We start from the raw sequence: 23,402 nt of genomic DNA, 5'->3' as shown, positions 1-23,402 counted from the left end.
TCAATACGTGAAGACGTTATCCCACATGTACGACGCAACATCGATGGGTGCGACATAATCGCCGGTATAGCCGAGACCGACATAGCCGCTGTAAAGGACGTGAGTTCCGCCGGTGATCGTCACCAGACCGGCACGTGTTCCGCCGCGGCAGTCGCGATATTCCTCGAGCCTGACATCGTCCCTGAGCTGGACGCGCGTCAATTCGTCGCTGCAGCCGTCGATCCGCTTCCACGAGGCGAGGCTTTCGCGGGCGCCCTGGACGCCAAGAGGTATGCCAAGCAACACGTTCGGAAGGCCCAGCGGCGGCGAATTGCCATAATAGTTGATCGTGCCGTCGCCGGTCGCCGCGATTGCGGTCACGCTGACCGGTCGTGCGGGACGGCACTGGTTGCTGTTGAGCGGAAACGAGATCGACACCACGGCGGTGACGATGTCCGCCGCCTCGCACGCCATGCGCTGGGCCATTCCGCCGCCGTTCGAGATGCCGGTGACATAGACGCGGCCGTCGTCGATGTTGGACCGGCGCTTCACCTCGCCGATGACGGTGCGCAGGAACGCGACATCGTCGACCATCAATGCATTGCCGAGGAAGCAGCAGCCATAGGCATTCCAGCTCAATGCCATGCCGTCAGGCCAGACAGCGATAAAACCGCGTCGATCGGATTCGCGCAGTTGGCCCGACCATTTGCGCTCGTCGGCGGCGTAGCTGCTGAACCCATGGAGGTCGAGCAGCAATGGGACGTCGTCCTGCCCCGTATAGCTCTCGGGAACATGGACCAGATAGGAGCGAAGCAATCCGCCCGACCATGTCCATATCGTGTGGTCGCCGGGTTGCAGGCAATTGCTTGCGCAGGGGGCGGCCGATGCCGGCACCGCTGACGCGGCCCAGACGGCAAGCCACGCGACCAGCGCAACGCGCAGGGCCTTGAAAAGCGAACGGATCATATCCTCTCCTTCCTTGTTCATCTGCGTTGGGGTGGGGAGGGCAGCGGGATGAGGTCGCCGTCGTCGAGCAGTTCGCGCGGCAGCGGCGGGTCGGTGAATGGCTTTTGCGGTGCCATTTCTGTGAGCGGGGGACGGTTTTCGGGGGTCGGCAGCGCCGGCGGCGCGGTTGCGCGCACGGGAGCCGGTCTGGCGCTTTCGACCTGCGGGACAGCCTGGACGGTCACCGCGGCGGGTGTCTCAGCATCGTGGGAGGGGCCGGCGTCGCAGCCCGCGAGGAGGATCGGCAGCAAGGGCGCCGCCGCGCGCCAGCCCGCCGCACGCCAGCCCGGCGCCATCATGGCCGGCCTCCGTGCGCGCGGCGCGCGATCGCGCCGAAATGGCGTGCGCTCGGTTTGGGCGTGCGTGCGAAGTTGTGGCGGTCAACCGCGACAAGGCCGAAGTGCGGCGCATAGCCCCGCGTCCATTCGAAATTGTCGAGCAGCGACCAGTAGATATAGCCTTTGACGTCGATGCCGTCGGCGATGCAACGGCGCAATTCGTTCAGGGTCGCATCGATAAAGGCGATGCGGCGGCGATCGTCATCGGTGCCGATGCCCGTCTCGGTCAGATAGACGGGCTTGTCGATGTGCCGCGCGGCGTAGCGCAGCGTCGCGCCGACCGCCGCGGGATAATATTCATATCCCATCGCGGTCAGTTCGGCGCCCTCGGGCGCAGGCATCAGCCCGTCGTCGTTGAACCGCAGCCGCGAATAGGTCTGGACGCCGACGAAATCGCTGTGCCGCGCCGCGTCGATCCACTCGCCATATATCATGGCCTCGACCCCGGCCTGGATCTGCGCTGCGTTCGGTCCGACGCCGTCGATCTGTTGCATCGACAGCGTCAGCCCGACGGGAAAGTCGCCGGGGCCGGCCTTGATCGCCTGATAGGCCTTGGCGTGCGCATCGCGCAGGATCGGGTCGACGCGGTCGGGATCGGCAAAGAGGTAGGACGAAAAGGCGGGGGCGCTGCGCCGGCGCCGGGCGGTTTCGATCATGTTGCGCGCCCGCGCTGCCCCGGCATCGGTCGCAAAACGCGGCAGTGCCTTGCGGAGCAACAGGATATTCGCTTCGTTGAAGGTCGTCGCCATGCCGATCAGCGGGCCCAGCGCGGCCGTGGTGCGTTCGGCGAAGCGCGCGAACAGGTCGGCGCCGTCGGCGACCTCGTAGCCGCCGCGGTCGGCGAACCACAGCGGCACGGTGAAATGGTTGAACGTCACCATCGGCAGCAACCCGCGCCGGTGGCAGCCCTCCAGCACGTGCTTGTAATGGTCGAGCGCGGCAATCGAGAAACGGCCGGGCTCGGGCTCGATCCGCGACCATTCGATCCCGAAGCGGTAGCAGTTGAGGTCCAGCGAGGCCGCGATGTCCAGATCCTCGCCATAGCGATGATAGCTGTCGCACGCGTCGCCCGACGCATCCTCGAACGCCGTCGGTTCCAGATTTTCGAGAAACCAGGCGTCCGAATGGACGTTGTTGCCCTCGCTCTGGTGACCCGAGATCGCGGTGCCCCACAGGAAGCCGGGTCGCGGCGTGTTCGCCGCCGGGGCGGCGAGCAGCCTTGCGGCAGGAACGAAGCCCGCGAGCGCGGCGGCGACTGCGCGCCGGGTCGGGGTGAAGCGCGGCGTTTCCGTCACGATCGGGCTCGCTGGACAGGGGTTTCTGTCGGTGGAGCAAGGCATGTGAACTGTGCGCGTGCAGGCTCGCACGCCGATCGGCCGTGGCAAGGCATCTGTCTCTCCCGGTCCCGCTATGTTGCGAGTCGCAGCAAGGGTTATCATCGAATCGAGAAATTCACTACAATATTAATGAGTGAAAATGTGACTTGAGACATAACCGAATTTATGGGGATCTTTATCGGATTTTTGCGGAAAAATTGAAATGATCATGTTATTAATTCATGTATTAATGACTGTTGACAACCGGAAGTTTTGAGCACAAATCCCGGACCGAGAGCGCCGCAGAGCGTTTGTCATTGGGAGAAGATATGATGAGGAAGCTGCTGCTTTCCGTGTCGGCCGTCGCCTTGCTCGGCCCCGCGTCCGCCCTTGCGCAAGGCGCGCCTGCACCGATCGATGAAACAGCCAATGCCGACGATGGCGAAATCGTCGTCACCGCCGAGCGTCGCAACGTCAGCCTGCAACGGACCAGCGTCGCCGCGACCGTGCTGACGGGCGAGGATCTGGTCCGCAAGAGCGTCAACAGCGTCGAGGGGCTGCAATTCGCGTCGCCGTCGCTGACCGTGAACACCACCGGCCAGGGCAATGCATTCAACATCCGCGGGATCGGCAAGACCGAACAGAATAGCGCGATCGGCGTCGGCGTGATCACCTATCGCGACGGCGTCGCGACGCTGCCGGGCTATTTCCAGAGCGAACCCTATTACGACATTGCGAGCGTCGAGGTACTGCGCGGGCCGCAGGGTACGTTCGCGGGCGGCAACGCGACCGGCGGCGCGGTGTTCATCACCGAACAGAATCCGGTGTTCGACCGTGTCGGCGGCTATTTCCTCGCCCAATATGGCAATTACGACCATATCAAGCTGCAGGGCGCGCTTAATATTCCGGACAGCGACACGCTGGCGATCCGCTTTGCCGGCAACATGGAGCGTCGCGATACCTTCTATGACGTGTCGGGCCCGTGGACCGGCAACCCCGGCAACCGCCGCGACTATAGCGGCCGCGTCAGCATCGCGTGGGAACCGACCCCCGAACTGCGCATCCTGCTGAAGGGCGATTACAACAATATCGAATATGGCGGTCTGCCGGCGAGCCGGGCGACCGAAGCCGGCGATCCGCTGAAGGTCGCCAACGACGCGCATCTCAGCGGCCGCGACGAATTCGGGCGCATCGTGCTCAACGCCCAATATAAGCTCGCCAGCGGGCTGACGCTACGCTCGATCAGTGGCTTCCAGCGCGGAACGACCCAGATTTCCTACGATGCCGACGGGACCGCGACGATCGTGCCGGCCCTGTCGTTCCGCGACCGGATCAGCGAGGAAATCTGGTCGCAGGAATTCAATATCATCTCGCCCGATACCGGTCCCTTCACCTGGATTCTGGGTGGCTATTACCAGCATGACAAGATCATCATTCCGGAAAAGGGCGGCTATTATTCGGATGCGACGCCGAACACGCCGACCGCGCTCGACATCGAGATCGTCGGCACCAATCCCAAGACCGCGCTCGCGGCCTTCGGACAGGTCGGGTACGAGCTGGCCGATGGGCTCCAGATCACCGTCGGCGGACGCTGGTCGCGGACGACGTCGGCGAACGATGCCGAGGCGCGGGCCTATTTCACCGGGATTCCCGGCCCCATCCTGACGCTCGCGCAGGTCGACCGGACCGTCAACCGCAAGGTGAACGGCAAGGTCGCGATCAACTGGACGGTCGATCCCGACAATTTCCTCTATGCCTTCGTCGCCACCGGAACCAAGGCGGGCGGCCTCAACGGCCCGAATATCCTCGGCCGCACCCCGCTTGCCTTCGATCCCGAGGACGTCACCGATTTCGAACTGGGCTGGAAGAGCACATGGTTCGACGGCCATCTGCGCACGCAGCTCGGCGGCTATTACAATATCTACAAGAATTTCCAGATCAGCATCGTCGATCCGTTTGCACCCAGCATTTCCTCGATCTTCAACGTGCCGGGCAAGACCAAACTCTATGGTGCGGAGTTTTCGGCGCAGGGGAGTTTCGATGCCTTTTCGTTCGACGTCGCCGCGTCGGTGTCGAATTCGAAACTCGGGACTTTCTTTGCCGCCGATCCGCGGCTCGGCGGCGCCGCGACCGCGTGCGATCCCGAAAGCGGCCCGGCCGGCGGGCGGTGCGTCGATCTGTCGGGTAACGAACAGGCCTATGCGCCGAAGCTGACGCTCAGCGCCGGCGCGCAATATGCGATCCCGCTCGGCAGCGATGCCACGCTGACGCCGCGCGTTGACTTTGCTCATATCGCCGCAAACTGGGGCAGCCTGTTCCAGAACCGGCTGTTCGGCGACCGGCTGGAGGCGCGCAACATCCTGAACGCCCAGCTGACGCTCACCACCGGCGACTGGACGGTCGCGGCCTATGGCACCAACCTGACGAACCAGCATTATGTCGCGGCGATCAACGGTGCGCGCCGCCTTGCGGGTGCCCCGCGTCAATATGGCCTGCGCGTCAGCCGAAGCTTCTGATCCTCCCTCGCGGGCATGGCCTGGTCCCGCCATGCCCGCATTTTTATACGGAATCAGCCCGATGTCGGCAGCCCCGTTCCCGCCACGCCCTGCCATCGAGGGTCGCGATGACCGTTACGCATGGTTCGTTCTGGCCGCGCTCTGTTTCGTTTACATCCTCAACTTTCTCGACCGGCAATTGCTGTCGATCCTCGCCAAGCCGATCCAGGACGATCTCGGGATCAGCGACGGCGAACTCGGGCTGCTCGGCGGGCTATATTTTGCGATATTCTATTGCGTCCTCGGCATTCCGGTCGCGTGGCTCGCCGACCGGACGAACCGCGTCCGCGTGCTGTCCGTTGCTTGCGCGCTGTGGAGCGCGGCGACAATCGCGTGCGGCATGTCGACGACTTATGTCCAGCTGGCGGCGGCGCGGATGGGCGTCGGCATCGGCGAGGCGGGCGGGGTGCCGCCGTCCTACTCGATCATCTCCGACTATTTTCCGCCCGAACGGCGCGGGCTGGCACTCGGCCTGTTCAACCTCGGCCCGCCGCTCGGGCAGGCGCTGGGCGTCGCCTTCGGTGCCAAGGTCGCGGCCGCCTACGACTGGCGCCTCGCCTTTCTGCTGCTCGGCGTCGCCGGACTGATCGCCGCGGCGGGCGTTTGGGCCTTCGTCCGCGAACCGCGACGCGGGGCGACCGATGCCGCGCCTGCATCCGCCCCGGCCGGCGACACGCCGACCTTCAGTGCAACGATGAAGATGTTCTTTGCGCGTGCCGACCTGACGCTCGTCTCGCTGGCGGCGGGGGCGACGCAGTTCATCACCTATGCGACGCTCGCTTTCACAACGCTGTTCCTGATGCGCGAGAAGGGGATGACGCTCGACCAGATCGCGATCTGGTATGCGTTGGTGCTGGGTGTGGGGGTGAGCGCGGGCATCTATCTGTCGGGCCGTCTCGTCGATCGTTATGCCGCAAGTCATCCCGAAGCTTATGGGCTGATTCCCGCGATTTCGCTGTTGCTCGCGGTCCCCTTTTTCATCGGCTTCGTGCACACGCCGGCCTGGCCGCTCGCGATGCTTTTCCTGCTCGGCCCGACTTTCCTCAACTATTTCTACCTGACGCCCGCGGTGACGCTGGTCCAGAATGCCGTTCCTGCGCGCCAGCGGACGCTGGCCGGGGCGGTTCTGCTGCTCATCATGAATCTGATCGGGCTCGGGCTCGGCCCGACCTGGCTCGGCGCGGTGAGCGACTGGTTCAAGCCGACGCACCCGGACACTTCGCTGCAGCTCGCTTTCTACAGCCTCATTCCCTTCTATTTCGTCGCGATCGCGCTTCATCTCGCGCTCGCGCGGGTTTTGAAGCGCAACCACCGAAAGGACGCCCATGTCGCCGCTTAAGCTCTTCACGCTCATTGCCGCCGCCGCCGCGCTGCCGATTGCCGCACAGGCACAGACCGTCGCGGTCGCGCAGGGCAAGCTGACCGGCGAGACGCTGGCGGACGGGACGCGCGTCTTTCGCGGCATCCCGTACGCCGAGGCGCCGGTCGGCGGTCTGCGCTGGCGTCCTCCCGTCGCGGCCGGCGCGTGGAAGGGAACGCGCGATGCCACCAAATTCGGGCCCACCTGCATGCAGATTACGGCTGGCCCCGGGACCGACAGCGTCTATGCCGAGCCGATTCCGGCGATGAGCGAGGATTGCCTTGCGCTCAACGTCTGGACGCCGAAGGGTGCGAAGAAGGCACCGGTCATGGTCTGGATTCACGGTGGCGGCCTTGCCGGCGGTTCGGCCAGCAGCGCCTTTTACGACGCAAGGCATATCGCCGCACAGGGCGATGTGGTCGTCGTGACTATCAACTACCGCCTCGGCCTGTTCGGCTTTTTAAGCCACCCCGGCCTTAGCGCCGAATCGCCGCACGGCTCGTCGGGCAATTACGGTTTGCTCGATCAGATCGAGGCGCTGAAATGGGTACAGACGAACGCCGCCGCGTTCGGTGGCGACCCGGATAATGTCACCATTTTCGGCGAATCCGCCGGCGGACTCAGCGTCATGGACCTGATGGCCAGTCCGCTCGCGCGCGGCCTGTTCGCGAAGGCGATCGCGCAAAGCGCCTATATGGTCATCAACCCCGGTCTCAAGGCGGGCGCCTATGGTGCGCCGTCGGGCGAACAGATCGGCACGATCGCCGCGGCGATGCTGAAGGCCCCCGACGTGGCGGCACTCCGCGCGATCGATGCCGAAACGCTGAACGCGGCGGGGCCGAAGATCGGCTTCTTCCCGCAACCCGTGATCGACGGCTGGGTGCTCGAAAAGCAGGTGGTCGACAGCTTCGATGCCGGCGAGCAGGCGAAAGTGCCGCTGATCGTGGGCTTCAATGCGGGCGAGATCCGCACGCTGCGCCGCCTTGCGCCGCCGGTTCCCGCCGACGCGGCCACCTATGAAGCTGCTATCCGCGCCAACTACGGCGCGCTCGCGGACGATTTCCTGAAGCTCTATCCGGCGTCGGACCTTGAGGAGAGCGTCCTCGCCGCGACGCGCGATGGCATCTACGGCTGGACCGCGCAGCGCATGGCCGAGAAACAGGCCGCGGCCGGCGCGCCCGCTTTCCTCTATTATTGGGATCACAGCTATCCCGCCGCCGACTCGCTGAAGATCCCGGCGTTTCACGCCATGGAGATCCCGTACATCTTCGGTCAGGTCGGCGCCGACGCCGTCCTGCCGAAGGCGTGGCCCCGCGCGCCGGTGAACGCGGCCGAAACCGCGCTGTCCGACGCGTTGCTGGGCTATTGGACCAGTTTTGCGAAAACCGGCAAGCCGGCGGTGAAGGGCGCGGCCGAATGGCCCGCCTATGGTGCCGAGCGTGGTTATATCGCCTTACGCGGCCAGCCGGCCGCCGCGGCCGACGTCCTGCCGGGAAGCTATGCGCTGCACGAAGAGGTCGTCTGCCGTCGCCGCGCCGCCAACCAGATGTGGATGGCGAATATCGGCATCGCTGCCGGCGCCATCCCCGCCACTCCCTGTCCGACGAAGAGAAATGCCCCGTGAACCCCGGTAATCCGCAACCCTATGCGCTGACGCTCGACAAATTCCTTTCGCACGCCGCGAAATGGCACGGCGGTCGCGAGGTCGTGACGGGCACTGCGTCCGCGCGCACCAGCTATGCCGCCTTGTCGGCGCGTAGCAACCGCCTCTCTGGGGCGCTGCTGGCGCTTGGTCTGCATCCGGGTGAGCATCTTGCGACGCTGGCGTGGAATACCCAGGCGCATATGGAATGCTGGTATGCGGCAATGGGGGTGGGCGTCGCGTGTCACACGCTCAATCCGCGGCTGACCGCCGACCATCTGGCGAAGATGGTGCGTCAGGCGGAGGTGCGCGTTCTGGGGGCGAGCAGCGGGCTTGCGCCGCTGGTCGAGGCGCTGGTCGCGCTGTGTCCGACGATTGGCCATGTCGTGCTGTTGGACGATGGACCTGCGAGCGATGCGGTGCCCGATGTCCGCGGCGCGCGGCTATGGCATCTGGACCAACTGCTCGCGGTGCATGGCGCGCCTGCCGAATGGGGCGCTTTCGACGAAAATATGCCGGCGGGCCTCTGCTTCACCTCGGGGACGACCGGCGATCCCAAGGGCGTAACCTACACCCACCGTTCGAACTATCTTCACACCGCGCATCTGCTGCAGGCCGACGTGATGGGGCTGACGTGCGAGGATGTCGTGCTGGTCGCGGTGCCGATGTTCCATGCCAATGGCTGGGGCTTTCCCTTCGCGGCGCCTGCGGTGGGCGCGAAGATGGTGCTCCCAGGCCGCGATCAGGACGGCGCCAGCCTTGCGCGATTGATTGCGGACGAGGGAGTCACGGTCGCCGCGGGCGTTGCGACGGTGTGGCTGGGGCTGGTCGACCATCTCGACGCGGCCGGCGGCGAACTGCCGTCGCTGAAGCGGCTTTTGCTGGGCGGTTCGGCCGTCCCGCAGGCGCTGATGGACCGCCTCGAACAGAGACTGGGCGTCACCGTACAGACGAGCTGGGGGATGACCGAATTGTCGCCGCTGGGCGCGATGACGCCGGCGACTGCGAAAACCCGCGTCGCCGTGAAGTCGGGGCGTCCGCCGATGGGCGTCGACCTGCTGCTCACCGACGAAAAGGGTGTGGCGTTGGCCGACCAGCGCGGTGGCGAGGGGCGATTGCGCGTGAAGGGCGGCAGCGTCGTCGAGCGCTATTTCGGTCAGACGGAGAAGGCGACCGACGCGGGCGGCTGGTTTGATACGGGCGATCTTGCGACGATAGACGCCGACGGCAACCTCAGCATCACCGGCCGCGCCAAGGACCTGATCAAGTCGGGGGGCGAATGGATCAACCCCGCCGAAATCGAGGCGATCGTCGGCGGATTGCCCGAGGTGGCGCTGGCGGCGGTCGTCGGCCGCGCGCATGAAAAATGGGGCGAGCGGCCGGTGCTGATCGTCGAGCCGCGCGCCGGGGCGGAGGTCAGCGACGAGGCGTTGCTCGGTGCGCTGCGCGGCCGCGTGGCCAACTGGTGGCTGCCCGATGCGATCGTGAGGCTGGCGGCGATGCCGCTGGCGCTGACCGGAAAAATCGACAAAAAGCGATTGAGGGCCGAACATGGCTGAAACACTGACAATGCGACGTTCCAGAGGGCTTGTCCCGCGGGGCCAAGGGAATGAAATGACCAAGCCGGAAAAGCAGGTGAAGCGTAGCAGGAAGCCGACCAAGGCCGACCAGCGCGCGGCGACGATGGAACAGATTTACGACGCCGCCGAGGAGCTGTTCTCGAAGCGCGGCCTGTACGGCGTGACGCTGAAGGAGGTCGCGGCGCAGGTCGGTGTCCACCAGTCGCTGCTTCACTATTATTTCAAGGACAAGAAGGAGCTGTTCGACGCGGTCATCGCGCGCCGCGCGCCGGTGACGATCGAACGCCGGATGAAGGCGCTCGACGCCTATGAGCGCGCAGTCGAGGGGCGGCCGACGGTCGAGGGCGCATTGCGTGCCTATCTCGACACCGACCTCGAAACGCATGGCGAGGGCGGCATCGGCTGGCGCCATTATGGCCAGCTCGGCGCGCAGATGAGCAACACCGCCGAATGGGGCGCCGAACTGATGGACACGCATTTCGATGCGGTCGTGCTGCGGCTGATCGGGATACTCCAGCAGGCGATGCCCGACTGTCCGCGCGAAGACCTGTTCTGGGGCTATCATTTCGTCTCGGCCGGCCTGATGCTCACGCTCGGCCGTACCGGGCGTATCGACAAGCTGTCGGGCGGGCTCTGCAAGTCCGACGATTTCGAGGCGGTCAGGGAGCGTATGGCGCGCTTTATGGCGGCGGGCTTCATCGCGACGTGCGAAGCGCGCCGCGCGGCGCGCGAGGCCGGGCAGTGAGCGCAGCGGCGGCGCCGAACTGGCTGCGCGGCAAAAGCGGCCGAATCCGCAAACGCTGGAAGATCGCGATCACGATCGTCGTGCTGCTCGCGCTGCTGTCGCAATGTTCGGTCGCCCAAAGCCTGATCGAAAGTTCGCGCGAACCCGAAAAGCCCTTCGCGGAGACGAAGGCGCCGCCCGCGCCCGACTATGCGCAGCAGGCGGCGTGGTTCGCCTTTCCCGGCCGCAACGGTCCGGAGCGGTCGGTGCCGCCGGGCTTCAAGGCGATCGATGAGGCCGGGGCGCCCGCCGACGTCTTTTTCATCCATCCGACCATGTATCTGAAGAACGACGTCTGGAATGCGCCCTACGATGTCGACGGCGCGTATAACGGCCCGGTGCTGCTCGCGCAGCTTTCGGCCTTCAACGGCTGCTGTGCGCTCTATGCGCCGCATTACCGGCAGGCATCGCTGCGTGGGCTCGGCGACGGAGACGCGGTTGCGCTTGCCTATTCGGATGTAGCGCGCGCGTTTCGATATTATGTCGAGCACCACAACAAGGGCCGGCCCTTCATCATCGCGTCGCACAGCCAGGGGACGGGGCACGCGGTTCGTCTGTTGCAGGAGGCGGTGATCGGCACCCCGCTGCAGGACCGGCTGGTCGCGGCCTATACGATCGGCGCCTACACGCCCGCGAGTTTCGCGTCGCTCGGCCTGCCGACCTGCGCCAGCGCGCGCCAGACGGGCTGTGTGATCTCGTGGAACGCCAGCGAGAAAGGCCGCGACGCGGCGTCGATGCTGACGAAGAGCGTCGATTTCTGGTGGCAGGGCCGACGGGTCAAAAGCACCGCGCCGGCGATTTGCGTCAACCCGCTGACCTGGGACGAAACGGGCTCGGCGGGGGCGGCCGCCAACCTTGGCGCACTGCCCTTCCCGAAGGCGCCCTACCCCGAACGGGCAGCCCCGCTGGCTCCGCTCGAAAATGGTCTGACGGGGGCGCGATGCAACGACATGCTGCTCGACGTCGAAATCGGTTGGATGTCGCCGTTCCGGGACTCGCTGAGCTGGTTCTACGGCAGCTATCACCGCAACGACTATGGATTGTTCTATGCGAATATACGCACCAATGCGGTCGACCGCGTCGCGAATTGGAAAGCGCGTCATCCGGGCTGAGCGCAAAGCCAAGCCGATGATCCACGCGATGATCGCCTTCATTCTGTGCGGCGCGGCTGCGCCGGTTGCGGCGCGACATGTTGCGGCGTCGGCTATGGTTGCCGAACCCTGCGCCGGGTTGGTCATTGCGGTTCCGGATTCGGTAAGAGCCTATTTTGGGGCGCTCGCCGAATTGGCGCAGGGCGCCGCGCGTCCCGCGCCGCCGCCAGAACTGAAAGCCTATCAGGCAGCCAATGCCAAAGCCCGGAAGAGCGACTGGGCCGACCTCTGTCGTTATCGCGCCGACAATGAAAGGCGGTCGGCCGATTCAGCCCGGCCACCGCGTATCGTGTTCATGGGCGATTCGATCACTGAGCTTTGGGCCCTCGCTGATCCCGCACTTTTTAGCGCCGACATCGTGAATCGAGGGATCAGCGGTCAGACGAGCGCGCAAATGTTACTGCGATTCCAGGCCGACGTCATCGCGCTGCGTCCTGCAAAGGTCCATATCCTTGCAGGGACCAACGACATCGCCGGCAACGCGGGGCCAACCAGCGCGGCGCAGTTTCGCGACAATATCCGCGCGATGGTCGCGCTAGCAAAAGCGAACGGGATCGGCGTGATCCTTGGTGCGATTCCGCCTGCCGGGCGTTTCGCGTGGAAGCCCGGCATCGATCCCGCGCCGCGGATCGTCGATCTGAACGCCTGGCTGAAGGCCTTTGCACAAGCTGAAGAGATCACATTCGTCGATTATCATGAAGTGATTTCGGACGGCAGCCGTTCAATCGATGGGCGTTTCACGTTCGACGGGGTTCATCCCAATCGCATTGGATATGGTGAGATGAAACGGGCGTTGCAGAGAAATTTCTAGCCGATCGCAAATGCGCTTCTGATTTGGAGCAGACTGGCAATGACCGCTTCGCCAGCCTTTCATCGGCAAGCCGGCGGACAGGTTACCGCCATTCGCAGTTGCGAAACATGCCCGGATCATAGGGGCGGGTGGCGCTATTGTGGTCGCTTACGAGGAGCGGCTACCGGCGGAGACAACTTGTGGCAGGTCCCATCGAGGAAAACCGCCGACTGAACATTCATTCCGAGAAATGACATACCGTTATCAAATGCCTCAGTGAGTCCGAATGTTGCGTCGGGGTAGAGGAGGAAGACACCGCCTGCGGCATTGTTATCGGGTACGTTCGGTGCGAGCTTTTCCGCGACGAACGAAACGGCGCCCCTGAAATCATTCTTTGTGATCGGATATTGCTTTCCTTGGATAAAGAGCGGCTTGCCGTCCCAAGTCGGTGTGGTGCCGTCGTTGATTTTAACGACGTTCCTGCCGAGGTCATAGGTAAGCGTGATCGTGAAAGGGTGTGTGGAGTCGATATTTCCGCTTGCCGAACCCCAACGAACGCGCCCATCGCACTGCACCTTTACGATCCCGTTGCCGACGAGAATTTGCGCGGCGGCCGGTTCGGGAACCCATAGCGCTAGCGCAAGCACGCCTGCCCACAACTTGGATTTCATTCTCATTCTCCTTGGGTATCAGTCTGAGGAATAGGAGCCATCGCCGCAGGCGCGACGACCGGTCCTGCCTGTGACGCAGCCACTCGCGCGTCCGCCGCATGCCACATCGACGCCGTCCGTGCTGGTGGTACAGATCGTCGCAAGGGCCCCGCACGCCACATCGCTTCCATCCGTACTCCCGGTGCAAATCGACGCTTGACCGCCGCAGGCAACGTCGGAACCATCCGTGCTCCCGGTGCAGATCGAAGCGAGCCCGCCGCAGGCAACGTCGGATCCGTCCGTGCTACTCGTGCAAATCGACGCACGGCCGCCACAGGCGACCGAATTTCCGTTCGTGCTGCCGGTGCAGATCGGCGAAAGACCCCCGCAAGCAACGCTATTGCCGCTTGTGGAAGACGTGCAGATTGGAGCAAGTCCGCCGCATGCCGCCGAATTTCCGTTCGTGCTCGTCGTGCAGATAGTCGCGCGCCCGCCGCAAGCGGCATGTCCGCCGTCTGTGGATGTCGTGCATATGTTGGCATTGGGGCCGCATGCCACGGTCCTGCCATCCGTTGAGGACGCGCATATGTCGCTGCCGAACGCAACCGCCTCGTCTTCCGGGGGAGGCGCGGCCACGGAGGTGGCCATGGCGCCCGCTTGATCGGATTTGCTATTTGCAATCGCGGGTTCCGCAGCTTGGGGCGCGATTGCGCTGGTTCGTTCCTCCGGGGGAGACGGGGCATTGCTGCAAGCCGCGACAGCGATCAGCCCAATCGTCAGGAGGGCTCGAGAAAATAAGCGGTAAAAGGTCAGCATGCCTTAATTTCCAAAAAAACCACGCCGCCAATGGTGTGCCAGGCGCGACCGTTCCCGCGGAGATTATGAGTTTCGATCCAAGTTTGAGCCCTCATCAATCTTGATCCGCGTAAACGCAGCGCCAACCCCACCAAAGCGCGGCTGCCGCAATCATGCCAGCACCAATGGCATGCACCGGAGCCGCGATATCGCCAAATGCGATGTATGCGGCGTTCCAGATCCGGCTGAAACCGATTGTCTCGAACGATAGTGACTGCAGCATGATGACCGCTGCCACGACCAGCCACGGCTGTCCGTGCCGACGGTGGCGAGACCATAGCCACAGCGCGATCACAGCCGCGGTCATGCCGCCGAGATGGACGCTCCAGCGGAACAACGGGAAATCCTGGGGGCCGTTGATAATGAGGCCGGGAAGGTGGGCATTGTACACGCGCCCCAGCGCAGGTCCGATCAGAAGCAACGGGGTCGCAAGCAGCCAGGCGGCATGCCGCGCGACATTGCGCCGTTCCTTCAGCGCCATCACGCCAAACCAGAGGAAGGCCGCCGAGCCGATCAGATCGTAGACGCCGAGCGGCGAGCCCCAAAGGTTGTAAAAGGGATCTTGTCCGGAACCCGTTGCGATTGCCATGCTATGCTCGACCCCGGCGGCACCGACAAGGAAGAGCGGGATCAGGACAAAAGCCGCCAGACCAAGGCTGCGGTGCCGAGCACGATGCCCCTGGTCGATCGACCAGCTCTGCGCTGCGAGCAGCAACAGCCAGGCCGTCGCTGTGATCGCGTGAACATGCCAAGCTATCTTCGCCGTGCCGAGCCGCGAGAAATATCCGGGCCAAAAGGCCAGTACCGTCATCGCGATTATCGCGAGACAATAGATCCACGCATTGCGGTACGGCACATTCACCACCCCCACTTTCGCCAGCAGGGGTCAGTGACTACCCCCCGCGTCCCCGTTGCAAGTGATCACAAGAGGGTGCGCAGAGCAAGAAATAGTAACGTCCGCTGTTCGAGGTTCACGCCTTCGACCCTGACAGGTCGTCATCTGCAATACTCCGAAGAAGCGTGGGCAGGGTTTCACGAGCATGTTCGACGCCAGACGATTTCCGACTGTCCGCTGACCTGCGACAACACAGGCAAGCGGACAACCACACTAAATCGCAAATGTGACGTGGCCATTCTCATCGATAGGCCAGTTGGGGTTCCATGCTATCTCCCAGGCATGATCGTCGGGATCGGCCACATATCCTCGAAAACCGCCATGCGAGGGGGCATCTGCTGGTCTGATGAGGCGCCCGCCTGCTTGGACGAGCTGCTCGATCGCGCTTTCAACCTCCGCTTGGCTCGACACATTATGTCCTAGCGAAAAGGCGCCGGGCGCTGAAAGCCCCGAACGGTTCATGTCTTCTTCAAGTGCCGACTTGTCGAACGTGCCGAGCACAAAGCCGTTCATCTGATAGAAGATGATTTCTTCGTTCTCAAAGACAGGCGTCCAGCCAAATCCCTCGACATAAAAGCGGCGGGACCGCTGGAGATCGCTGATACCGAGTGTGATGACGGAGATCTGATGTTGCATATCCAAAGCCTTTCCCTCGCTGCCGCACCATTACGACAGCGTTCCAGGTCTAGGGACACAACGCCGCAGCGAAGGTCAGGGCCCGCTTGCGCGGGGACCGGGCTAACCGCACCAATCTCCCCTTTCTCGACGCACATTTGTTAGCGATGCCAAACAGGGTGGGCAACGTCGACTATCGGTCGCTTTTTGTCCTTATGCTATGGAACCGGACGCCGCCGATGAGGGTCCTGCTGAAGACATCGAGGTCAGCCACGGCTTGCAAGGAAATCAGGAGGAAGCATGATAAAATTCTTTGTGAGGCGGGCAGCGGCCCTGGTTCTGGCTATTTCCGTCCCGAGTTCGGTGTGGGCGCAGGATTACAACTATGTTCCTGGTTGGGCCGATGCGACCAACCACAAATACAAGGGAGAAAAGAAAGGCGAGTGGAAGGCAAAAACCGAGCTCTTCGATCGCTTGGGTCGGCAAAATCCTAACGCCCGATGCGCGCTAAAAAACCTGTCCGAAACGGACGGGAATGTCATAGTGAACCAGTATCGCAGCCGGGAACGCAAGACGAATGCCGCCATGGCTTTTCGGTTGGCGCAGCAACAGGTCGATGCACATCACCAGCGCTTGAAGGCGCAAGGCAAATGTTAGCTATACAGCAATAGCGGAATATCTGTGGACAGAGAGGCTTCGCCACGACAGCCGGATTTGGCGAAATTTCCATTCAGCAGGAATATTGCCTCCTCCGGCCCTTGCCTCTCGCGCACCGCGATCGGCTGCTTCTTTCAATTCCTCGTCAAAAGCGGACTGACTGCAAACGGCCAATTGCGAAGCGTTGGACGGCGAACACGCCGTCCAACGCTTCGCAAAGGTTCATTCGGCAACCGGCGCCACCCGCGTCCCAAAACCGTCGACCGCCTTCGCGTCGAAGAAGGCAAAAGCGCCTACAATCCGTCCGTCCTTCAGTGTCAGGATCCACGCATAGCTGTTGGCGTAGGGCTGGCCGTCACGTGCCGTTCCCTTCGCGTAAAAATGCGCGATTACCGTATCGCCGTCTGCGTACATATTGTGGACGCTCGGGATCAAACGCGCGCTTATCCGGGCGTTAAACGGTCGGACGACCTCGGCTATGAACGCTTCCTTCGAGGGGTAGGTCTTGCTCGCGAGCGAATTGCCGGAGATCGTCCACACCGCTTCGTCGGTAAGCGGATCATAAGGTCCGCCGGTTCCGGCCGCCCATGCATCCATTGCCCTGGCGATCGTCGCGCGGTTGGTTTCGGCTTCGGCGATATCGGTGAGCCCGTCGTTCGCACATTGGCGTTTCGCGAACTCGAAAATGAGGAGCATCTGCTCGCGTTCGCTGTCTCGCGCCGGGCCTGTCGCCGCCTGTTCGGCGACCTGCCCGATCCCGACGCGCGCTGGTATCTGCCGTCGGACCTGCGCGCGCTCGGCCAGTCGATCGTCTCACCCGAAAGCGACGATGCCGCCGCTGACACGCTCCGCCTTGCGCGCAGTACCGAACTTCTCTGCAAGTTTTTCGCGGCGCTGCGCTCCGGCAATCTCGTTGCCGTCGAAGGGCAGCCGAGCCTGACCGAAAGCGACATCGCGCGCATCGCCGCCGCGCGCCGGATCGTCGACACCCGCTGGCAGGAAAAGCTGACGATCGACGACATCGCCAAAAGCTGCGGCATCAATCGCGACAAGCTGACCCGCGGGTTTCGCGAGCTTTACCAGTGCAGCATCGCCGAGGCGCTGAGCGAGCGGCGGCTGCGCCAGGCGCGGCAGATGCTCGCGGCGAGCGATCTGCAGGTCGCGAGCATCGGCTATCGCTGCGGCTATCTCAACAACGCCAGCTTCACGCGCGCCTTTTCGCGCCGCTTCGGCATGGCGCCCACCGCGATGCGCCGCGTCGGAGTCGCAGCATGAGCGGAATGGTCGATCCCGGTGGGCGCGGTTCGTTCGTCGAGCGCGCGGTCGAATCGGTGCGCGATTTCATCTTCACCAGACGATCGCCGCGGCGAGCGGCAATCAGCTTTTCTATCAGATCGTCCGCTCGTTCGAGCAATTGATGGCGCTTGCGATCCCGCGCGCCTGGTCCGGGCGGACGACGCATGAAGAACGCGACGAGACGCTGGCGTTGCATCGCGAGGTCGCCGAAGCGATCGCCGAACGCGATCCGGCGCGCGCGCCGCGATGGAAAGCCATTTCAACAATTCCATCGGCGAAATGCTGCGGGATCAGTTCTGATTTTATCGCGCCGGTAGGGGGACAGCGCGGCTATCGCTCCATCGCCAGGCGCCCGATTTGGTGATCGCCGGAGCCCGGTTTAAGGGGCGGACGATGGCCGATATTCCGATCCTCTACAGCTTCCGGCGCTGCCCCTATGCGATGCGCGCACGAATGGCCCTGACGGTGAGCGAGACGATGTATTCGCATCGCGAGGTGGTGCTGCGCGACAAGCCGCCCGCAATGCTCGCGGCTTCGCCGAAGGGGACCGTGCCGGTGCTGGTGCTTGCAGACGGTCTGGTCATCGACGAAAGCCTCGACATCATGCGCTGGGCATTGGCGCAGCATGACCCGGAACGGTGGGTGCCGCGCGCCGACGCGGCGCTGGTCATGGAGTTCGACGAGGGCTTCAAGCATCATCTCGACCGATATAAATATTCCGGGCGCTATGATGCCGACCCGATCGCGCACCGTGCGGCGGGTCTGGCGATGCTGGCGAAACTGGACGAGCGATTGGCGCGGCATGCCTTTCTGGACGGTGCGGAACGGGGTTTCAGCGACATCGCGCTATTTCCTTTCGTGCGGCAGTTTGCGGGCGTCGATGCGGACTGGTTCGCGGTCAACGCGCCGCAGCGGGTCCGGGATTGGCTGGTCGGCCTCGTGACGTCGGACCTGTTTGATCGCGTGATGGTCAGGTTCGCGCCATGGGCGGAAGGAGAAGCGGGCCGAACCGAACGAGCGGCCACGCGTTGTCATTGAATTCGCGCGCGCATCGCTTATGTCGAAGATGCGGGCCGGGCCCCTCTGGCGATCCTTCTGGATCGTGATGTCGGACCGCATCGGGGATTTCCGATGCCGGCTCGACCAACAGGCTTTTTTCAAGCCGCATCGCATCCCCGGTCGGATCATGTTTGGAGACCATGCGATGACGCATATTTTTTCCCGATTTTCCTGGCGCCATGGGAGCAATGCGCGATGACCGGCGCCGCAGTTGGTATGCCCTGTCCGGCATGCAGAACCCCGCTCGCCATGTCTGATCGACAGGGGGTCGAGATCGATTATTGCCCGCAATGCCGCGGTGTGTGGCTCGATCGCGGCGAACTCGACAAGATCATCGAGCGCAGCGCGCTGTCGCAGCCGACGCCGCAGCACGCCCCTCAATCGGCCCCGCCTCCGCAGGGTTATCCCGCGGCATCGCACGGGTGGGATCCGGGTTATAACAAGCATCACAAGGGATATCCGAAACGGCGAAAATCCTTCCTTGAAGAGCTTTTCGACTGAACCGGCTGGCGGGGACGGCTCGGCCGTCCCCGCCGCTTTTCCCGACAGGCTGCGCCGAGGGGGCGTATCCGCATCCTTAACACCAAAGACCGATGGATATGATCGGGTCGCTATGCTTTAGTTGGCGGCATGGCAGACGATGCACCACGGTATAAGACTTATAACAGCCCCGCCGGCGGCTGGGGGGCCGCAGCGGCGACCGCGAAGGTGTTGCTCGAACAAAGCGTCGTCACCAAGGGATCGCGCGCGCTCCTGTCGATGAACCAGCCGGGCGGCTTCAAATGCCCGAGTTGCGCCTTCCCCGACGCGCATTGCACAAAGAAGCTCGAATTCTGTGAAAATGGCGCCAAAGCGCTTGCGCACGAGGCGACGAAATTCCGCGTAACACGCGACTTTTTCGCACAGCACAGCGTCACCGACCTGATGGCGCAGTCGGATTATTGGCTGGAGATGCAGGGGCGGCTGACCGAGCCGATGCGATATGACGCCGCGAGCGATCATTATGTGCCGGTCGACTGGGACGACGCTTTCGCGCTGATCGGCGCGCATCTGCGCGCGCTCGCCAGTCCGCATCAGGCCGAATTCTATACATCGGGCCGCACCGCGAACGAGACCGCCTTCCTCTATTCGATTTTCGTCCGCGAATTTGGCACCAACAATTTTCCCGATTGTTCGAACATGTGCCACGAACCGACGAGCCGCGGGCTGCCGCACTCGATCGGTATCGGCAAGGGCACGGTGATCCTCAAGGATTTCGACCATGCGGAGGCGATCTTCCTGATCGGGCATAATGCCGGCACCAACGCACCGCGCATGATGACGCCGCTCGTCGAGGCGCGCAAACGCGGGATTCCCATCGTCGCGGTCAACCCGATGCCCGAACGTGCGCTGATCAAATTCACCGAGCCGCAGGATATCGTTCAGATGGCGACCTTCGGGTCGAGCGCGATCACCAGCGAATTCGTGCATATCAGGATCGGCGGCGATCTCGCGTTCCTGAAGGGCATGATGAAGACGCTGTTCGAGCGCGAGGCAGCTGGCGAAACCGTCCTCGACCATGATTTCATCGCCGAGCACACATCGGGTTTTGCCGGGCTCAAGGCCGATATCGAGGCGCAGCACTGGCCCGACCTTGTCGCGGCATCGGGGATCGACGAGGCGCAGATCCGCCGCTGCGCCGAAATCTATATTCGCTCGAACGCGACGATCATCTGTTACGGCATGGGGGTGACCCAGCATCAGCAGGGGTCCGAGCTCGTCCAGCAGATCGCGAACCTGCTGCTCTTGAAGGGCAATTACGGCAAGCCCGGCGCGGGCATCTCGCCGATCCGCGGCCATTCGAACGTCCAGGGCGACCGCACCGTCGGCATCGACGAGAAGCCGAGCCAAGCCTATCTCGACAAGGTGCGCGATGTCTTCGGCTTCGAGCCGCCGCGCGAACATGGGCACCACTCGGTCGAGTCGGTCGAGGCGATGCTGGCGGGTACGGCAAAGGTCTTCATCGGGCTCGGCGGCAATTTCGTCCGCGCGGTGCCCGACACCGATCGGTCTTACGCGGCGATGCGAAAGCTCGACCTGACCGTCGGGATCGCGACCAAGCTCAACCGCGGGCATCTAGTGCATGGCAAGGACGCGCTGATCCTGCCCGTTGTGGCGCGCTCAGAACGGATCGAAACCGCCAAGGGCGAACAGTTCGTCACGATCGAGGATTCGATGTCGAACGTGACCGCCTCGCGCGGTGTGCTCGAACCCGCGAGCGAGTATTTGCTGACCGAGACCGAAATCGTCTGCCGCATGGCGATGGCGACCTTGCCGGAGAGCAAGGTCGATTGGGCGAGCTATATCGATGATTACAGCCTGATCCGCGACAAGATCGCGGCGGTTTATCCTGCGCTCTATGAAGGCTTTGCCGAGCGGATCGAGGCGCCGATGGGTTTCCACCTCGACATCCCGCCGCGCCGGCGCGTCTGGGCGACGCCGAGCGGCAAGGCCAATTTCCTTGTCCTTCCGGGGCTCGCGGTCAACGCGCCGGTAGCCGATCCCGACATGCTGCGCCTCGCCACCGTGCGGTCGCACGACCAGTTCAACACGACGATCTACAGCTATAACGACCGCTATCGCGGCGTGTATAACGACCGCATGATCCTGTTCATGAATGCCCAGGATATCGCCTCGCGCGGGCTGGCGGCGGGCGCGAAGGTCGCGCTCGAAACGATCGGCGCCGATGGCATTTCGCGCCGCGTCGATGGGCTCACGATCCTCGACTATCCGATGTCGCGTGGCTCGGTGGCGGGTTATTATCCCGAGCTCAATCCGCTGCTTCCGCTCGCTTTCTATGACAAGACCAGCGGCTGTCCGGCGGCGAAGTCGATCCCGGTGCGCGTCGTCGGGGCCGCGGGCTGACACCGCCGATGGCCGTCGGAAAGCATATCGCGCCGGTCCGTTTCCTGATCTTTCCCGTCGTGCTGGTCGCCGTGCTGGCTGCGGCGCTTGTCGCCGGGGTCGGTCCGCGCGCTGCCCTCCTGATCGGCTTCGACGCGGCAGCGCTTGTCTTTCTGTGCACGGTCGTGCCGCTGTTCCGCGCCGATGCCGAACAGATGCGCCGCCGGGCCGAACGCAATGACGCCAACCGCGCCGGCTTGCTCGCGATCACCGTGCTGTTGTCGCTCGTCATATTGTTCGCGGTGGGCACGCTGGTCGCCAGCCCGGACCAGCTCGATCGCGCCGATGTCGTCCTGATCGTCGCGACCCTCGCGCTTGCCTGGCTGTTCGCGAACATGGTGTTCACGCTCCACTATGCGCATCTCTTTTATCTGCAAAAGGATGGCCGCGACCGGCGCGGGATCGAGGTGCCGGGGGTGCATGAACCCGATTACTGGGATTTCCTCTATTTCGCCTTCACGCTCGGTATGACCTTCCAGACCTCCGACGTCACCATATCGGGCGCGCATATGCGGCGCGTCGTGCTCGGCCACTGCATGGCGGCGTTCATCTTCAACATGGGTATTTTGGCGTTCACCGTGAATGCCATCGGCGGGTCATAGCCCCGTCAGGCGGTCGAGGTCGGCGGCGCTGTTGATATTCGGCGGTACGAAATCGCTCGCCACGCTACGAGCGCCGATCCCCCGGGCGAAGGCTTTGACTGCGAGATCGCTCCCATCTTCCAGCATGACCTGAAGGTCGCGCAGCGCTGCGACGGGCCACAGCCCGATCACCGGCTGCGTCTCCAGAAAGGCCGGCGCGGGCTCCAGCAGCGCGCGCAGATCATCGGGCAAACGAACGCAATCGACCGACGCGGTCAGCAACTGATCAAACCCGTGATCCGCGGCATTGATCAGCGCCCCGGCCATCCCGCCCAGCGGCCCCATATCGGGGCGCGGCCAGTCGGCGATCTCGCCGCGACCGACGATGACCACCGCGTCGCAATGAGAGCGGAGCGCCGTCGCGGCATGGTCGAGCAAGCTTCGTCCATCCAGCATGGCGAGCGCCTTGTCCGACCCGAAACGGCTCGACCGTCCGCCTGCGAGGACCGCGCCGAGCGTTTTCACGCGATCATTCCGTGCGGATCGCTGACAATGAGTGCCGAGTCCGTCCGTGCGAGAGCGACGAGCGTCAGGCCAGCCGCAGCCGCGCGTGTCGCGGCAAGGCTGGTGGGGGCCGAAACCGTGACGAGCATCGGGCAGCCCGCGCGCGCGGTCTTTTCGACGAGTTCGTAACTGCACCGCGCGGAGAGCAGAATGAAGCCGCTGGCCGGATCGACGCCTGTGCGCGCCATCGCGCCGATCAGCTTGTCGAGCGCATTGTGGCGCCCGACATCCTCGCGTGCGAGCAGGATTTGCCCCGCGGGCGAGCAGAAGGCCGCGGCATGGACCGCACCCGTGGCCTGGCCGAGCGGCTGGTGATCGCGGAGCGACGCCAATGCGGTGGCGATCGCGCTGCGGTCGGTCCCGATCCGTGCGGTCACGGGGGGCAGCGGCCGCAGCACCTCTTCGATATTCTCGATCCCGCAAAGCCCGCAGCTACTCTCGCTCACCCGCGTGCGTGCGCGTTCGAGCGCGATCGCATTGCGTTCGGGCGGCAACCAGATGCGCAGCGCAAAACCGCCTTCGATCGGATGGACATCGACGCGGCCGATCTGGTCTGCGGTTTCGATCAGACCCTCGCTCAGTGCAAATCCGACAGCATAATCATCGAGATCGGCGGGCGTCGCCATCATCACCGCATAGGCGATGCCACCGACCTCGACCGAAACCGGCGCCTCGATCGCGATGCTGCGGGTCAGGTCAGCGTCGCCGGGTTCGGCAAGGCCGAGGCGGCGGACGGGCAGGTCGACCATCTCTCGATCGCGCTGATCATCTGGCTGAATCATCTGCG

25 protein-coding genes are annotated in these 23,402 nt (G+C 63.8%); 16 read left to right on the top strand and 9 right to left on the bottom strand.

Annotation, left to right across the window (positions count from 1 at the left end; genetic code table 11):
- From BLW56_RS04830 to BLW56_RS04820, 3 genes are read right to left on the bottom strand one after another with little or no spacing between them, the layout of a single operon-like run.
- On the bottom strand, nt 1-945 hold the full coding sequence (locus BLW56_RS04830; protein WP_177175821.1) for an alpha/beta hydrolase family esterase: 945 nt from the start codon (nt 943-945) through the stop codon (nt 1-3).
- Between the two features lie 17 nt (nt 946-962).
- Entirely contained in the window at nt 963-1,283 is a 321-nt protein-coding gene (locus tag BLW56_RS04825) for a hypothetical protein (RefSeq protein ID WP_143043375.1), read from the bottom strand.
- Nucleotides 1,280-2,617 (bottom strand): glycoside hydrolase family 1 protein, encoded by a 1,338-nt coding sequence (locus BLW56_RS04820; protein ID WP_256203304.1) that lies wholly within the window; start codon nt 2,615-2,617, stop codon nt 1,280-1,282. Before BLW56_RS04820 ends, BLW56_RS04825 begins: the two co-directional genes overlap by 4 nt.
- Nucleotides 2,618-2,970: 353 nt before the next feature.
- Between BLW56_RS04820 and BLW56_RS04815 the strand changes: the two genes are divergently transcribed.
- The 7 genes from BLW56_RS04815 to BLW56_RS04785 all read left to right on the top strand — a co-directional run bounded on the left by BLW56_RS04815 (nt 2,971) and on the right by BLW56_RS04785 (nt 12,521).
- Nucleotides 2,971-5,154 (top strand): TonB-dependent receptor, encoded by a 2,184-nt coding sequence (locus BLW56_RS04815; protein WP_177175820.1) that lies wholly within the window; start codon nt 2,971-2,973, stop codon nt 5,152-5,154.
- Nucleotides 5,155-5,215: 61 nt separating this feature from the next.
- Nucleotides 5,216-6,532 carry a spinster family MFS transporter gene (locus BLW56_RS04810; protein WP_093509481.1) on the top strand — a complete coding sequence of 439 codons (1,317 nt, stop codon included), beginning with the start codon at nt 5,216-5,218 and terminating at the stop codon, nt 6,530-6,532.
- On the top strand, nt 6,519-8,177 hold the full coding sequence (locus tag BLW56_RS20725; protein ID WP_093509480.1) for a carboxylesterase/lipase family protein: 1,659 nt from the start codon (nt 6,519-6,521) through the stop codon (nt 8,175-8,177). Before BLW56_RS04810 ends, BLW56_RS20725 begins: the two co-directional genes overlap by 14 nt.
- On the top strand, nt 8,174-9,754 hold the full coding sequence (locus BLW56_RS04800) for an AMP-binding protein (protein WP_218140487.1): 1,581 nt from the start codon (nt 8,174-8,176) through the stop codon (nt 9,752-9,754). The genes BLW56_RS20725 and BLW56_RS04800 overlap by 4 nt, the downstream gene beginning before the upstream one ends.
- A gap of 55 nt (nt 9,755-9,809) precedes the next feature.
- Nucleotides 9,810-10,520: a TetR/AcrR family transcriptional regulator gene (locus BLW56_RS04795; protein ID WP_256203303.1), complete on the top strand. Its 711-nt coding sequence runs from the start codon at nt 9,810-9,812 to the stop codon at nt 10,518-10,520.
- Nucleotides 10,517-11,671 (top strand): DUF3089 domain-containing protein, encoded by a 1,155-nt coding sequence (locus tag BLW56_RS04790; protein ID WP_143043374.1) that lies wholly within the window; start codon nt 10,517-10,519, stop codon nt 11,669-11,671. The genes BLW56_RS04795 and BLW56_RS04790 overlap by 4 nt, the downstream gene beginning before the upstream one ends.
- 16 nt (nt 11,672-11,687) lie before the next feature.
- Nucleotides 11,688-12,521, top strand: a complete 834-nt coding sequence (locus BLW56_RS04785) for a GDSL-type esterase/lipase family protein (RefSeq protein ID WP_177175819.1) — start codon at nt 11,688-11,690, stop codon at nt 12,519-12,521.
- A gap of 134 nt (nt 12,522-12,655) precedes the next feature.
- On the opposite strand, the gene BLW56_RS04780 is transcribed toward BLW56_RS04785, so the two are convergent.
- Nucleotides 12,656-13,171, bottom strand: coding sequence for a hypothetical protein (locus BLW56_RS04780; RefSeq protein WP_093509476.1), 516 nt, complete (start codon nt 13,169-13,171; stop codon nt 12,656-12,658).
- 235 nt (nt 13,172-13,406) lie between these two features.
- Here BLW56_RS04780 and BLW56_RS04775 point away from each other — a divergent pair, with 235 nt between their 5' ends.
- A complete protein-coding gene (locus BLW56_RS04775; protein ID WP_177175818.1) occupies nt 13,407-13,811 on the top strand; it encodes a hypothetical protein in 405 nt (134 codons plus the stop codon).
- Nucleotides 13,812-14,060: 249 nt separating this feature from the next.
- On the opposite strand, the gene BLW56_RS04770 is transcribed toward BLW56_RS04775, so the two are convergent.
- Nucleotides 14,061-14,816, bottom strand: a complete 756-nt coding sequence (locus tag BLW56_RS04770; RefSeq protein ID WP_093509474.1) for a hypothetical protein — start codon at nt 14,814-14,816, stop codon at nt 14,061-14,063.
- Nucleotides 14,817-15,113: 297 nt separating this feature from the next.
- Complete coding sequence (locus tag BLW56_RS04765; protein ID WP_093509473.1) at nt 15,114-15,536, bottom strand: VOC family protein; 423 nt, start codon at nt 15,534-15,536, stop codon at nt 15,114-15,116.
- 279 nt (nt 15,537-15,815) lie between these two features.
- Here BLW56_RS04765 and BLW56_RS04760 point away from each other — a divergent pair, with 279 nt between their 5' ends.
- Nucleotides 15,816-16,172: a hypothetical protein gene (locus BLW56_RS04760; RefSeq protein ID WP_093509472.1), complete on the top strand. Its 357-nt coding sequence runs from the start codon at nt 15,816-15,818 to the stop codon at nt 16,170-16,172.
- Between the two features lie 222 nt (nt 16,173-16,394).
- Here the strand turns inward: BLW56_RS04760 and BLW56_RS04755 are convergent, their stop codons facing one another.
- The gene (locus BLW56_RS04755) at nt 16,395-16,868 is read right to left on the bottom strand and encodes a nuclear transport factor 2 family protein (protein WP_093510789.1); all 474 of its coding nucleotides are present in this window, start codon (nt 16,866-16,868) and stop codon (nt 16,395-16,397) included.
- Here BLW56_RS04755 and BLW56_RS20805 point away from each other — a divergent pair.
- From BLW56_RS20805 to BLW56_RS04720, 7 genes are all read left to right on the top strand, one after another.
- Complete coding sequence (locus tag BLW56_RS20805) at nt 16,836-17,447, top strand: helix-turn-helix transcriptional regulator (RefSeq protein WP_256203302.1); 612 nt, start codon at nt 16,836-16,838, stop codon at nt 17,445-17,447. The genes BLW56_RS04755 and BLW56_RS20805 overlap by 33 nt on opposite strands.
- A complete protein-coding gene (locus BLW56_RS21035) occupies nt 17,444-17,590 on the top strand; it encodes a hypothetical protein (protein ID WP_371262204.1) in 147 nt (48 codons plus the stop codon). Before BLW56_RS20805 ends, BLW56_RS21035 begins: the two co-directional genes overlap by 4 nt.
- A complete protein-coding gene (locus BLW56_RS21030; RefSeq protein WP_371262228.1) occupies nt 17,530-17,832 on the top strand; it encodes an FCD domain-containing protein in 303 nt (100 codons plus the stop codon). Before BLW56_RS21035 ends, BLW56_RS21030 begins: the two co-directional genes overlap by 61 nt.
- Nucleotides 17,833-17,861: 29 nt before the next feature.
- Nucleotides 17,862-18,506 carry a glutathione S-transferase gene (locus BLW56_RS04740; RefSeq protein WP_093509469.1) on the top strand — a complete coding sequence of 215 codons (645 nt, stop codon included), beginning with the start codon at nt 17,862-17,864 and terminating at the stop codon, nt 18,504-18,506.
- Between the two features lie 216 nt (nt 18,507-18,722).
- Nucleotides 18,723-19,028, top strand: coding sequence for a TFIIB-type zinc ribbon-containing protein (locus BLW56_RS04730; RefSeq protein WP_093509467.1), 306 nt, complete (start codon nt 18,723-18,725; stop codon nt 19,026-19,028).
- Between the two features lie 129 nt (nt 19,029-19,157).
- On the top strand, nt 19,158-21,431 hold the full coding sequence (locus BLW56_RS04725) for an FdhF/YdeP family oxidoreductase (RefSeq protein WP_093509466.1): 2,274 nt from the start codon (nt 19,158-19,160) through the stop codon (nt 21,429-21,431).
- Between the two features lie 8 nt (nt 21,432-21,439).
- Nucleotides 21,440-22,072, top strand: a complete 633-nt coding sequence (locus BLW56_RS04720; RefSeq protein ID WP_093509465.1) for a DUF1345 domain-containing protein — start codon at nt 21,440-21,442, stop codon at nt 22,070-22,072.
- On the opposite strand, the gene BLW56_RS04715 is transcribed toward BLW56_RS04720, so the two are convergent.
- A complete protein-coding gene (locus tag BLW56_RS04715; RefSeq protein WP_093509464.1) occupies nt 22,067-22,576 on the bottom strand; it encodes a molybdenum cofactor guanylyltransferase in 510 nt (169 codons plus the stop codon). The genes BLW56_RS04720 and BLW56_RS04715 overlap by 6 nt on opposite strands.
- Nucleotides 22,573-23,397, bottom strand: a complete 825-nt coding sequence (gene fdhD / locus BLW56_RS04710; protein WP_256203301.1) for a formate dehydrogenase accessory sulfurtransferase FdhD — start codon at nt 23,395-23,397, stop codon at nt 22,573-22,575. Before fdhD ends, BLW56_RS04715 begins: the two co-directional genes overlap by 4 nt.
- Nucleotides 23,398-23,402: the final 5 nt, after the last annotated feature.

Origin of the sequence: Sphingopyxis sp. YR583, assembly GCF_900108295.1 — a bacterium.
Lineage (GTDB): Bacteria > Pseudomonadota > Alphaproteobacteria > Sphingomonadales > Sphingomonadaceae > Sphingopyxis.
This window is presented reverse-complemented; position numbering and strand designations above follow the sequence as displayed.